Below are 12,706 nucleotides of genomic sequence, written 5' to 3'. Positions count from 1 at the left end.
GGTTTTCAGGATGTGGTGCCCGGGGCCGGAATCGAACCGGCACGCCTTGCGGCGGGGGATTTTGAGTCCCCTGCGTCTACCAATTTCACCACCCGGGCATGTGCAGAAGCAAGACCGATATTATGGCACAGTGTGGGTTATGAAATATCCAACGATCGAAGATGTCATCGGAAAAACGCCGATGGTGGCGCTGCAGCGCATAGGCGCAGACGACAACGCCCAGCGCGGCAATGTGGTGCTGGCCAAGCTGGAGGGCAACAACCCCGCCGGGTCGGTCAAAGACCGGCCCGCCTTGTCGATGATCCAGCGCGCGCAGGAGCGTGGCGACATCCGGCCCGGCGATACCTTGATCGAAGCCACCTCGGGCAATACCGGCATTGCGCTGGCGATGGCCGCGGCGGTCAAAGGTTTCCGCATGGTGCTGATCATGCCGGAGGACTTGTCGATAGAGCGCGCCCAGACCATGAAGGCCTACGGCGCCGAGCTGATCCTCACCCCCAAGAGCGGCGGCATCGAGTACGCACGTGATCTGGCCGAGCAGATGCAGCGCGAGGGCAAGGGCCTGGTGCTCGACCAGTTTGCCAACCCCGACAACCCGCGCATCCACTACGAGACCACCGGCCCCGAGATCTGGGCCGACACCAAGGGCCGGGTCACGCATTTCGTCAGCGCCATGGGTACGACAGGCACTATCACTGGCGTGTCGCGCTTCTTGAAAGAAAAGAATCCGGCCGTGCGCATCATCGGTGCCCAGCCCAGCGAGGGCTCGCGCATCCCCGGTATTCGCAAATGGCCGGAAGCCTATCTGCCCAAGATTTACGACCCTAAGAATGTGGACGAGCTGGTCTATGTCAGCCAGGACGACGCCGAAGAAATGTGCCGCCGCATGGCCCGCGAAGAAGGCATTTTTGCCGGTATCTCCGCCGCAGGTGCCTGCTGGGTAGCGCAGCAGATCGCCCAGCGCGAAAGCAATGCCACCGTGGTGTTTGTCGTCTGCGACCGGGGCGACAGGTATCTGTCCACCGGCGTGTTTCCAGCCTGACCCGGTAGCTGTTAATTTATGAGAAATAGGCCGCTAGCGCTTATATTGCCTGCGCTAGCTGCTATGTTTTCTATAGTTTTGATGGGTAATCCAAGCCATGGCCACTGAGTTCAAATTCTGTCCCCAGTGCGCTACCGCGCTGGCCTGGATCAGCCAGGAAGAAGACGGCGGCCCCAAGCAGCGTCTGCGTTGCCCGGCTTGCGACTTCACGCACTGGAACAACCCGACGCCGGTGCTGGCGGCCATCGTCGAGTACGGCGGGCAGATTCTGCTGGCACGCAACGCGGCCTGGACCTCCGAGATCTACGCGCTGATCACCGGTTTCATGGAGGCCGGCGAAACGCCCGAGGAAGGCATTGCCCGCGAGATTCTGGAAGAAACCAACCTCACAGCCTCAGCGCTGGAGTTGATCGGCGTGTACGACTTCCAGCGCATGAACCAGCTGCTGATCGTGTACCACGCGGTCGCGCATGGCGAGGTGCGCTTGTCGCCCGAGCTGGTGGACTACCGGCTGTACAACTTTGAAGATGTGAAATGCTGGCCCGCCGGCACCGGCTATGGGCTGGCGGAGTTTTTGAGGCGGCGCGGCTATGAACCGCAGTTCCGCGATCTGTCCTAGCGCACACTAAAATCAAAACCTACCCGAGGACCACCGCCCCATGCAGACAGACAAAGAAATCGACACGCGCGGCCTGAACTGCCCGCTGCCCATCCTCAAGGCCAAGAAGGCGCTGACCGATATGCAAAGCGGCCAGCTGCTCAAGGTGGTGTCTACCGATGCGGGTTCGGTGCGCGACTTCCAGGCCTTTGCCAAGCAAACCGGCAACGAGCTGGTGGAACAGGAGACCGTGGGCAAGGACTTCATCCACGTTCTCCGCCGCCGGTAAAAAGACTTACGGTGCCAAGGCCTTGCGGGCCGCCAGCGCGGTGTCCGTGAAGTCGGTGAACACACCGTCCACCCCCGCTTTGTAGAACGCCGTGTACTCGTTCTTGCCGTTCTTCTGGTAGTCGATGGCCAGGCGGCGCGACTCGTTGCGGAAGGTAAAGGGGTGCACAAACAAGCCGGCCTTGTGTGCATCGGCCACCAGGCTGGTCGGGGCCATGGAGGTGGCATCTGCATCGTTGATCTTGCCGTCGCCATTCACATCCACCGGTTTGCCATCGGCGCCGATCGTGCCCTTGATGCTGATGATGAAGCGCTTCCAGGGGCCGATGCCGTCGGCATAGGTCTTGATTTGCGCCAGGCCGGCTGGCGTCACCATGGCGTCGAAGTTGCGCTTGTCGCCCACCAAGGTCCAGTCATAGGGGCGGTCGCTCGGCAGCTTGAAGGTGACCTTGCCCGTGGCCAGGTCCACGCTGTCGCCGTCGATCAGCTGCACCAGGCGGGTCTGCAAGCCCTTGTTCTTCATGTACTGCAAGCTGCCGGGCTCAAACGACTGCACGTAGATCGGCGCGGTCTTGCTGTCCCAGCCGGCGGCGCGGATGTGGGCGATGAACTTGTCTTCCATCGGCAGACCCAGCGCGGCAAAGTAGCTGGGGTTCTTGGTCTCGGGGTAGATGGCGATGGTCCGGCCGGTTTCTTGGGACTTGGCTTTGGCCAGGTCGATCACCTGCTGGAAGGTCGGGATGCGGAACTTGCCGTTGAACTGCTGCGGGCGTTCTGCGTCGGTGGAGGTGGCGCCCAGGGTCTGGATTTCGGCCAGCGTGAAGTCTTCGCTGAACCAGCCGGTTTGCGTCTCGCCGTCGACCTGGGTGGTTTTCTTGCGCGCAGCGAATTCGGGGTGTTGGGCGACATCGGTGCTGATCGCCAGGTTCGGGTCGTGGCGGGTGATGAGCTGGCCGTCCTTGGTCACCACAATGTCCATCTCGATCACATCTGCGCCCAGCTCGATGGCGCGGCTGTAGGCTTCCAGGGTTTCTTCGGGCAGGTAGCCCGATGCACCGCGGTGGGCCACCACCAGCGGCAGCTGGCCGTTCAAGGTGGGAAACGCGCCGTACTGGCTGGGAACGGAAGAGCAGGCTGCCAAGCCGCCGGCAATGGCAGAGCACAAGAGGGAGCGGGCCAGAATAGGGCGCATGCAAAACTCCATGGTAAAGCTGCCCATACTAGGCAGCGAATGTGACGCTGGCGCGTCACCGCAGGCCGGGGCCGCAGCCCCGTACTGCTTTAGCCCAGACGCACCAGCTGCTCTTTCAAGCGCTCCAGCGTCGCCGTGAAGTCGGTGATGCGGCCGCGCTCCAGCGCGATCACGGCCGGCGGCGCCTTGGCCACAAAAGCTTCGTTGGCCAGCTTGTTGTGGGCCTTGGCGATCTCGCCTTCCAGGCGCGCGGCTTCCTTGCCCAGGCGGGCTTTCTCGGCGGCCACGTCGATCTCCATGTGCAGACAGAGTCGTGCATCGCCGGCCACCACCGTGGGGGCGGCTTGGGCGGCGGCTTGCCAGGCGGCTTCATCATCGAACAGCTTGACTTCGCTGAGCTTGGCCAGCGACTGCAGCACCGGCGCCACTTCCTGCATGAAGGCGGCATCGCCCACGCAGTACAGCGGCATGCGGGTGGCGGGCGAGACATTCATCTCGCCGCGCAGATTGCGGCATGCATCCACCAGGCCCTTGAGCTTGGTCACATGGGCGATGGCGGCCGGGTCGATCTTCGACGGCTGGCACTGCGGGTAGGGCGCAATGCTCACCGACTCGCCAGCGATGCCGGCCACCGGCGCGACTTTTTGCCACAGCTCTTCGGTGATGAACGGCGTGATGGGGTGGGCCAGGCGCAGGATGGCTTCCAGCGTGCGGATCAGGGTGCGGCGGGTGGCGCGCTTTTGCGAGTCGTCGCCATTGTTGATCTGCACCTTGGCGATTTCCAGGTACCAGTCGCAGAATTCGTTCCAGGTGAAGTCGTAGATGGCGTTGGCCACGTTGTCCAGCCGGTAGTCGGCAAAGCCCTTGGCGACTTCGGCCTCGGTCTGCTGCAGTTGGGAGCTGATCCAGCGGTCGGCCTGGCTGAAGTCCAGGTAGCCGCCGGGGCCGCATTCTTCCGGGGTGTGGTCGCGCACGCCGCAGTCCTGGCCTTCGCATTGCATCAGCACAAAGCGGGTGGCGTTCCACAGCTTGTTGCAGAAATTGCGGTAGCCCTCGCAGCGCTTGCTGTCGAAGTTGATGCTACGGCCCAGGCTGGCCAGGGAGGCAAAGGTGAAGCGTAGGGCGTCCGCGCCGAAGGCCGGGATGCCCTCGGGGAATTCCTTCTCGGTGTTCTTGCGCACCGCAGGCGCGGTCTCGGGTTTGCGCAGGCCGGTGGTGCGCTTGTCCAGCAAGGGAGCCAGGGCGATGCCGTCGATCAGGTCCACCGGGTCCAGCACATTGCCTTCGGACTTGCTCATCTTCTTGCCCTGCGCGTCGCGCACCAGGCCGTGGATGTAGACATGCTTGAACGGCACCTGGCCGGTGAAGTGCGTGGTCATCATGATCATCCGGGCGACCCAGAAGAAGATGATGTCGTAGCCGGTGACCAGCACGCTGGAGGGCAGGTACAGGTCGTAGTCCTGCGTCTTCTCGGGCCAGCCCATGGTGCTGAACGGCACCAGCGCCGACGAGTACCAGGTGTCCAGCACGTCTTCGTCGCGGGTCAAAGTTTTGCCCGGAGCCTGGGCCTGCGCTTCGGCTTCGTCGCGCGCCACATAGACCTTGCCGTCTTCGTCGTACCAGGCCGGGATCTGGTGGCCCCACCAGAGCTGGCGGGAGATGCACCAGTCCTGGATGTTGTTCATCCACTGGTTGTAGGTATTCACCCAGTTCTCGGGCACAAACTGCACCTGGCCGCTGCTGACGGCTTCGATGGCTTTTTGGGCGATGCTCTTGCCGGTCGGGTCCTGGTCGCTGACCTTGGTCATGGCAACGAACCACTGGTCTGTCAACATCGGCTCGATCACCTGGCCGGTGCGGGCGCAGCGCGGCACTTGCAGCTTGTGCTTCTTGGTTTCGACCAGCAGACCGAGTTCGGTCAGGTCGGCGACGACCTTCTTGCGCGCTACAAAGCGGTCCAGGCCCTGGTAAGCGGCGGGGGCGTTTTCGTTGATCTTGGCGTCCAGCGTCAGCACGCAGATCATCGGCAGTTTGTGGCGCTGGCCAACGGCATAATCGTTCTGGTCGTGGGCGGGCGTGACCTTCACCACGCCGGTGCCGAAGGCCTTGTCTACGTAGTCGTCGGCAATCACCGGGATCTCACGGTCGCACAAGGGCAGCTTCACCATCTTGCCGATCAGGTGGGTGTAGCGCTCGTCTTCGGGGTGCACCATCACGGCCACGTCGCCGAGCATGGTTTCAGGGCGGGTGGTGGCCACGGTCAGCGAGCCCGAGTCATCGGCCAGCGGGTAGGCGATGTGCCAGAGGAAGCCGTCTTCCTCTTCGCTCTCCACCTCCAGGTCGCTCACCGCGCTTTGCAAAATCGGGTCCCAGTTCACCAGGCGCTTGCCACGGTAGATCAGGCCCTGCTGGTACAGCTGCACAAAGGTTTCGGTCACCGTCTTGGACAACTTGGGGTCCATGGTGAAGTACTCGCGGCTCCAGTCCACGCTGTCACCCATGCGGCGCATCTGGCCGGTGATGATGTTGCCGGATTTCTCTTTCCATTCCCACACCTTGGCGGTGAAGGCTTCGCGGCCCAGGTCGTGGCGGCTGATCTTTTGCTCTTGCAGCTGGCGCTCGACCACGATCTGGGTGGCGATGCCTGCGTGGTCGGTGCCGGGAATCCAGGCCGTGTTGTGGCCAGCCATGCGGTGGTAGCGGGTCAGGCTGTCCATGATGGTCTGGTTGAAGGCGTGGCCCATGTGCAAGGTGCCGGTCACGTTCGGTGGCGGCAGCTGGATGGCAAACGACTCCGCGCCTACCTGCGCCTGGCCCGTGCCCCGGTGGCCGGCTACGCCATAACCGCGCCGTTCCCATTCCGGGCCCCAGTGCGCTTCCAGCGCGGCGGGTTCGAAGGATTTGGACAGGGATTGCAAGCCGGGCTGGGCGGGAGCGGTGGAAGCGTTGTCGGTCATGGTCTAGCGGGTTCTTTCAGGGAGGGGGCGATTTTACCGGGCGGGTACATAGATTCTGTTTTGCTACTGTTTTAGTAGCTGCTCGCGCAGGTGTTATCTGCGCCAGAGCCCTGTTTTTCATATAAATACCTGGCATCTGCGGGGGCTTAGGCGCTGGGTTAGGCTGGCAGCCACTTTTCAACGGAGCAGATCCATGGACCTCGGTTTGGGCGGTAAAAACGTATTGATCACCGGCGGCAGCAAGGGCATAGGCCTGGCCTGCGCCAAACTGTTTTTGGCCGAGGGTGCGCGCGTGGCGCTGGTTTCGCGCTCGCAGGCGAACCTGGACGCGGCCCGCGCCGCACTCGGCGAGGTCTATACCGTGGCCGCCGACCTGGTCGATGCGGCAGCGGCAGCCGCCATGGTGGCCGAGGTGGAGGCGCAGTTCGGCCCCATCGACATCCTGGTCAACAGCGCTGGCGCCGCGCGCCGCACCAATGCCGAAGACCTGAGCCCCTCGGCCTGGCATGCGGCCATGGACGCCAAATACTTCAGCTACATCCATGTGATCGACCCGGTGGTCAAGCTGATGGCGGCGCGCGGCCAGGGCGCCATCGTCAACATCATCGGCAATGGCGGCAAGATTCCCTCGCCCACCCACCTGGCCGGTGGCGCGGCCAATGCGGCGCTGATGCTTGCTACTGCCGGCCTGGCGCATACCTATGCCGGGCGCGGGGTGCGTGTGGTGGGACTGAACCCGGGGTTGACGAATACCGAGCGGGTTGCCGAAGGCCTGGTGGCCGAAGCCCAGCGCGCCGGCACCAGCGTCGATGCGGCCAAGGTGCAGGCCATCAAGAAGCTGGCCCAGGGCCGCCTGGCCGAGCCCGGCGAGATTGCCGACATCGTGGTGTTTGCCGCCTCCGAGCGCGGCCGCTACCTGACGGGTGCCAACATCACGGTGGACGGCGCTTCTACGCCCACCGTGGTGTAAGCCCGGCTTACTTGGCGTCCACCAGCGCCGAGATGTCCAGCAGGGTCAGCTCGTTGTCGTCCGGCTTGCCGATCTCGCGGCCCGAGGAGAACGGGAAGTTGTTGTCGTTGACCAGCACGATGTGGGTTGCGTCCACCACGGTCAGGCCTTCGGGGCCTAGGTGCGGCAGCACGAAATTGGCTTCGTTCGGGCCGCGCTTGGCTACCATCTTCGGGTTGCTGATCTTGGTCAGGTCGATGAAGGCCACCTTCTTCACAAAGCCGTCGGCGTCCAGCTGGCTGAAGTCGATCTTGTAGACACGCTTGAACTTGGCGGGGCGGGTAAAGCAGTCGACGCGCGGCTCGTTCGGGCAGCCCGGGCCGGCGCCTTCTGATGCGTCGTCGCGCTCGATCACCAGGCCGGTGTTGGTGTCCAGCATCTGGAAGTCAGATGCCACATTGCCGGCTTCTTCAAACTGGTACTTCCACTGGCGTTCGCTGTAGCGCTGGCTGGCGGCGTCGAGTTCCAGAATACGGGTGAAGGGCTTGCCGTTGCGGCTCTCTTGGGCCTTGGCTTGCGCATCCCACAGCGGCCATTCGAACATCGGGTACAGGGTTTTGCCGTCAATCGACTTGGCCATGGGCTCGAAGCCGCCCGAGCGGCGCACTTCAAAACCAGAATCGCCGGGGTAGTTGGGCAGGCGGCCGTTCAGGTAGTGGTCGGGGCCGCGGTAGGCCTTGCCGGCCACCACGGTTTCCACCACGCCCAGCACCTTGCCCTGGTGGTTGACGCGCAGCACATAGGGGCCGAATTCGTCGCCAATCCACCATTCATCGCCCACCACCTGGATGGATTCGGGGTCGAAGTCGGAACCGGTGAGGTAGCGGCTGGTGGTGTTTTCGTTCTCGATGAAGAACGGCACCTTGCGGTCCGGGTCGCGCAGGAAAGTGGTGCGCTGGCGCGTGACCTTGCCGCTGGCCCAGTTGGCCTTCACGTGGTGCACCATCAGCAGTGCGTCTTGCGAGTTGATCTTGCTGCCGAAGCCGTTGTCGGTCAGCGTCAGAAACTGGTCTTTGCCCAGCGACACGATGCCCGAGAAACCTTGCACCGACTGGCCTTGGATCGGCAGGCTGCCGCCCGAGTTGCGTGGGTACTTGGGGTCGCCCACAAAGCTCACGCCAGGCACGCTGCCCAGGGTGTCGCTGCGTTGGCGGTTGTTGTTGGTGAACTTGCCGGCCGTGGCAAACAGCGGGCCGGCCTCTTTGGGCGCGGCCACCGTGGTGTTGAAGGGCAGGGCGGCATGGCCGGCCAGCACGGCGCTGACTTCGGTTTGGGCCTGTGCGGCACCGGCGGCCAGGGCGAACACGGCAGCGCGTGCCACGGTGGTAAATGCAAAACGGAACATGGAAGCTGCTTTAAAAGTGGATGCAGCGCCGCAGCGTAAACCCGCCCCATGAAATCCCTGTGACAGCGCTTGGATGCGGTCCTAGAATCATTGCGGAACCCTCCCATAGCCAGCCAAGAGCAAGGACCGTCCATGATCAAGCCCGCGTTTCCTCTCGACGAAGCTTTCCGCCTCAACACCCTGCGTGCCCTCGCCCTGCTCGACACGCCGCCCGAGGAGCGGTTCGACCGCCTGACCCGCATGGCGCGGCGCATGTTTGGCGTGACCACGGCACTGGTCAGCCTGGTGGACGAGAACCGCCAGTGGTTCAAATCCAAGCAAGGCCTGAGCGATAGCGAAACTCCACGCGACATCTCGTTCTGCGGCCATGCGATCCTGGCGGATACCCCGCTGGTGATACCCGACGCGCTGCGCGACCCACGGTTCTTTGACAACCCCTTGGTCACCGGCCCGCCCCATGTGCGCTTTTATGCGGGCTGTCCGCTGCACGCCACCAACGGCAGCAAGCTGGGCACGCTGTGCATTCTGGATTCTGAGCCGCGCGCGTTTGGCGCCGAAGACATCCAGCTGCTGATTGACCTGGCCGCCATCGTCGAACAAGAAATATCGACCTACCAGATGGCCACGGTGGACGAGCTGACCCGGCTGTACAACCGGCGCGGCTTTCTGAACCAGGCGCAGCCCGCCTTGGGGCTGGCCCGCGAGAAGAAGGCGCCATGCTCGCTGGTGTTTTTTGACCTGGACAAATTCAAGGCCATCAACGACCGGTTTGGCCATGCCGAGGGCGACAAGGCCTTGCTGGCGTTTGCCGACCAGATGCGGCGCAGCTTCCGCGATGCCGACATCCTGGCCCGGTTGGGCGGCGATGAATTTGTGGCGCTGCTACTGGACTGCCCGAACGACCTGGCCCAGACCATCGTCGACCGCCTGCGCACCGCACTCGACCGGCGCAACCAGTTCACCGGCAGCGGCTACCCCATCGTCTGCAGCTTCGGCATCATCCATATTGCGCTGGACTCCAACGCACCCATAGAAGCCCTGCTGTCCCGCGCCGATGTGCTGATGTACGAGAACAAACGCAATCGCAAAGCGGCAGAATTTGTGCATTGAACCCCGCTGCGGCTACGGCACGGCATAGTCCTTTGGATTTACCGGGCGAATGGGGTGCCTTCATCCCGTCGTCTAAGATAATCGGGACCAAAGGATGCCCTACCCATGTTGTTTTTGTTGTCGCCAGCCAAGGCATTGGACTTTGAGACGCCCGCCACGGGCCAGCCGCACACCCAGCCCTTATTTACCAAGCAGTCGGCCGAATTGATTGAACTGCTGCGCACCCAGTCGCCGCAGCAGATTTCCGCGCTGATGCATCTCAGCGATGCGCTGGCCGGGCTGAACGTGGCGCGCTACCAGGCCTGGAGCCCCAAATTCACCGCCAAGAATTCCAAGCAGGCGGTGCTGGCTTTTAACGGCGATGTCTACGGCGGGCTGGAAGCCGGCACGCTGCCGGCCGAGGCCCTGGCCTGGACGCAGGACCATGTGTGCATCCTCAGCGGCCTGTACGGCGTGCTGCGCCCGCTCGACTGGATGCAGCCCTACCGGCTGGAGATGGGCACGCGCCTGGCCAATCCGCAGGGCGCCAACCTGTATAAGTTTTGGGGCACGCAGATTGCCGACTACCTGAACCAGCGTCTGCAGGCCGATGCCTCGCCAGTGGTGGTCAACCTGGCCTCGCAGGAATATTTCAAGGCGGTGGACCTGAAAGCCCTGAAGGCCCGGGTGGTTGAATGCGTGTTCGAAGAGCAGCGCAACGGCCAGTACAAGATCATCAGCTTCATGGCCAAGCGGGCGCGGGGCCTGATGGCCCGTTTCGCGGCCACCCACCGCCTGACCCTGCCGCAGCAGCTGCAGGGCTTCAACCTCGAAGGCTATGCGTTCGACGCGGCCGTCTCGCAGCCGGACCGGCTGGTGTTCCGCCGCACAGGAGCTGCCCATGGCTAAGCCCGCAAAGTCTGCCAAATCCCAGAAGCCGGCCGCAGCCCTGCAGACCGTCACCCCCGCGCTGCGCCAGTGGATCATCGACCAGGCCGAGGCCGGTTTTGCGCCCGACGTAGTGCTCAAATCCATGCAGGCCTCGGGCTGGACCGAAGACGTGGCCATCGAAGCCATGGAAACCACGCTGGCCGCCCACCTGCAGGCCACGCAGGAGCGCAAGCTGCTGCCCACCGCCGTGCCGGTGCCCCAGCCTGCGCTGGACGACGCACCCCTGCTGCTGGATGCCGGCGACCGCATGGTCCAGGTGCTGTCGGTGATGCGGCGCCCGCACCTGGTGGTGTTTGGCAACCTGCTGAGCGCCGAGGAATGCGCCGAGCTGGTGGCCCTGGCCGAGCCGCGCCTGAGCCGGTCGCTCACGGTAGAGACCAAAAGCGGCGGCGAAGAAGTGCATGTGGACCGCACCAGCGACGGCATGTTCTTCACCCGCGGCGAGAACCCGCTGGTGCAGCGCATCGAAGCGCGCATCGCCCGCCTGCTGGACTGGCCGCTGCAAAACGGCGAAGGCCTGCAGGTGCTGCGCTACCAGCCGGGCGCGCAGTACAAGCCGCACTACGACTACTTCGACCCGCAGGAGCCGGGCACGCCCACCATCCTGAAGCGCGGTGGCCAGCGCGTCGCCACCCTGATCATGTACCTGGGCGAGCCCGAAAAGGGCGGCGCCACCATCTTCCCCGATGTGCACCTGGAAGTGGCCCCGCAGCGCGGCAATGCGGTGTTCTTCAGCTACGACCGGCCACACCCCAGCACCCAAAGCCTGCACGGCGGCGCGCCGGTGCTGGCCGGCGAAAAGTGGATCGCCACCAAATGGCTGCGGGAACGCGAATTTAATTGATCAAATTGGCCTTCAGCGCAGATATAACCTGCGCTGGTAGCTATTAAATACAGAGCAAACCCATGGCTAGCCCCAATACCCCTGAACAATCGCAGCTTGGCAAGTCGTCGGCCTATATTGACCAATACGACGCCTCGCTGCTGTTCCCGATTCCACGCGCTGTCAAGCGTGCCGAGATCGGCCTGGCCGACAAAGCCGCGCCGTTCTTCGGTGCCGACCTGTGGACCGCCTTCGAGCTCAGCTGGCTGAACCTGCGCGGCAAGCCCCAGGTGGCGCTGGCCCACATCACCGTGCCCTGCGAGACGCCGAATATCGTCGAGAGCAAGTCCTTCAAGCTGTATCTGAATAGCTTCAACAACACCCGCTTCGCCGACGCCGCCATGGTGCAGGCGCGCATACGCGCCGACATCAGCGAAGCCGCCTGGCGCGGTAGCGACACGCCGTCGTCCGTCGGCGTGCGCATCCTGCTGCCTGAGATGTTCGACCGCGAGCCGGTGCATGAACTGGACGGCCTGAGCCTGGACCGCTTGGACATGGATTTCGACACCTACAGCCCTGACCCGAGTCTGCTGAGCGCTGCGCTGGACGAAGCCCCGGTGTCCGAGGTGCTGACCAGCAATCTGCTGAAAAGCAACTGCCTGGTGACCGGCCAGCCCGACTGGGGCAGCGTGCAGATCAGCTACAGCGGCCCGCAGATCGACCAGGCCGGGCTGCTGAAATACCTGGTGAGTTTCCGCAACCACAACGAATTCCATGAGCAGTGCGTGGAGCGCATCTTCATGGAGCTGTGGACGCGCTGCAAGCCAATCAAGCTGAGCGTCTATGCGCGCTACACCCGGCGCGGTGGGCTGGATATCAACCCCTACCGGACCAGCCACCCGGGCGCGCTGCCGGGGAATATTCGCACTGCGCGCCAGTAAGTTAGCTCAGGCCGAGCGGCCGTCGTAGTGCAGGACTGGGATGAGGGCCCGGGTCAGCCCCTCCCGGCGGCGGATATTCGCGGCGGCCATGCACTTGCCTTGGGGGCGCCGCCCCTGGAGATAGGCGTTGTTAGCGCTTCGCTTTAGCTTTGGTATTCAAGGGTGAGGGGCCGCTTTAGGCGGCGGATTCAACCGGTCGATGCAACACACTGAGAACTGCGTGAGCAGACGGAGTGTTGCAGATGAAGTACCGGACACGAAACTACTATACCGACAGCCAGAAGGCGCTGATGTGGGAGCGATGGAAGGAAGGTTGGACGCTTCACCAGATTGGCCAACTGTTTGACCGGCCGCACACTTCGATCCAAAACATTTTGGTGAAAACGGGTGGCATTCGGCCGCCGGAACGGTGCCGGTCCGCGACAGCCTTGACTTTGTTCGAAAGGGAAGAGATATCGCTCGCGATCGTTG

General features: G+C 63.5%; 11 protein-coding genes, 1 tRNA gene and 1 pseudogene. 9 read left to right on the top strand and 4 right to left on the bottom strand.

The features are described 5' to 3' along the window. Positions 1 to 13: 13 nt before the first annotated feature. A tRNA-Leu gene (locus tag BLT66_RS22385) sits at positions 14 to 98 on the bottom strand. Between the two features lie 41 nt (positions 99 to 139). On the opposite strand from BLT66_RS22385, the gene cysM reads away from it, so the two are divergent. The 3 genes from cysM to BLT66_RS22370 all read left to right on the top strand — a co-directional run bounded on the left by cysM (position 140) and on the right by BLT66_RS22370 (position 1,929). After that, complete coding sequence (gene cysM, locus BLT66_RS22380; protein ID WP_092761394.1) at positions 140 to 1,042, top strand: cysteine synthase CysM; 903 nt, start codon at positions 140 to 142, stop codon at positions 1,040 to 1,042. Positions 1,043 to 1,139: 97 nt separating this feature from the next. Continuing rightward, a complete protein-coding gene (locus tag BLT66_RS22375) occupies positions 1,140 to 1,661 on the top strand; it encodes an NUDIX hydrolase (RefSeq protein WP_092761392.1) in 522 nt (173 codons plus the stop codon). A gap of 40 nt (positions 1,662 to 1,701) precedes the next feature. Further along, positions 1,702 to 1,929, top strand: a complete 228-nt coding sequence (locus BLT66_RS22370; RefSeq protein WP_092761390.1) for a sulfurtransferase TusA family protein — start codon at positions 1,702 to 1,704, stop codon at positions 1,927 to 1,929. A 6-nt stretch (positions 1,930 to 1,935) separates the two neighbouring features. Here the strand turns inward: BLT66_RS22370 and BLT66_RS22365 are convergent, their stop codons facing one another. Beyond that, positions 1,936 to 3,120, bottom strand: a complete 1,185-nt coding sequence (locus BLT66_RS22365; protein ID WP_092761919.1) for a glycerophosphodiester phosphodiesterase — start codon at positions 3,118 to 3,120, stop codon at positions 1,936 to 1,938. 89 nt (positions 3,121 to 3,209) lie between these two features. Continuing rightward, entirely contained in the window at positions 3,210 to 6,077 is a 2,868-nt protein-coding gene (locus BLT66_RS22360) for a valine--tRNA ligase (RefSeq protein ID WP_092761388.1), read from the bottom strand. Positions 6,078 to 6,270: 193 nt separating this feature from the next. On the opposite strand from BLT66_RS22360, the gene BLT66_RS22355 reads away from it, so the two are divergent. Then, the gene (locus tag BLT66_RS22355; RefSeq protein ID WP_092761386.1) at positions 6,271 to 7,047 is read left to right on the top strand and encodes an SDR family NAD(P)-dependent oxidoreductase; all 777 of its coding nucleotides are present in this window, start codon (positions 6,271 to 6,273) and stop codon (positions 7,045 to 7,047) included. A 7-nt stretch (positions 7,048 to 7,054) separates the two neighbouring features. Here BLT66_RS22355 and BLT66_RS22350 read toward each other — a convergent pair whose 3' ends face one another. After that, positions 7,055 to 8,431, bottom strand: coding sequence for an esterase-like activity of phytase family protein (locus BLT66_RS22350; protein WP_092761384.1), 1,377 nt, complete (start codon positions 8,429 to 8,431; stop codon positions 7,055 to 7,057). Between the two features lie 132 nt (positions 8,432 to 8,563). Between BLT66_RS22350 and BLT66_RS22345 the strand changes: the two genes are divergently transcribed. The 5 genes and pseudogenes from BLT66_RS22345 to BLT66_RS22325 form a co-directional block, all read left to right on the top strand. Beyond that, positions 8,564 to 9,541, top strand: a complete 978-nt coding sequence (locus tag BLT66_RS22345; RefSeq protein ID WP_092761382.1) for a sensor domain-containing diguanylate cyclase — start codon at positions 8,564 to 8,566, stop codon at positions 9,539 to 9,541. Between the two features lie 105 nt (positions 9,542 to 9,646). After that, complete coding sequence (yaaA, locus tag BLT66_RS22340; RefSeq protein WP_092761380.1) at positions 9,647 to 10,429, top strand: peroxide stress protein YaaA; 783 nt, start codon at positions 9,647 to 9,649, stop codon at positions 10,427 to 10,429. After that, positions 10,422 to 11,315 (top strand): 2OG-Fe(II) oxygenase, encoded by an 894-nt coding sequence (locus tag BLT66_RS22335; RefSeq protein ID WP_092761378.1) that lies wholly within the window; start codon positions 10,422 to 10,424, stop codon positions 11,313 to 11,315. Before yaaA ends, BLT66_RS22335 begins: the two co-directional genes overlap by 8 nt. Before the next feature lie 62 nt (positions 11,316 to 11,377). Further along, entirely contained in the window at positions 11,378 to 12,235 is an 858-nt protein-coding gene (queF, locus tag BLT66_RS22330) for an NADPH-dependent 7-cyano-7-deazaguanine reductase QueF (protein ID WP_092761375.1), read from the top strand. A gap of 242 nt (positions 12,236 to 12,477) precedes the next feature. Then, positions 12,478 to 12,706, top strand: a pseudogene (locus tag BLT66_RS22325) (IS30 family transposase); the annotation flags it as partial.

The organism is Rhodoferax sp. OV413, assembly GCF_900104385.1.
Taxonomy (GTDB): domain Bacteria; phylum Pseudomonadota; class Gammaproteobacteria; order Burkholderiales; family Burkholderiaceae_C; genus Rhodoferax_B.
Note: the sequence above shows the minus strand (reverse complement) of the source record. Positions and strands in the feature narration are given on the sequence as shown.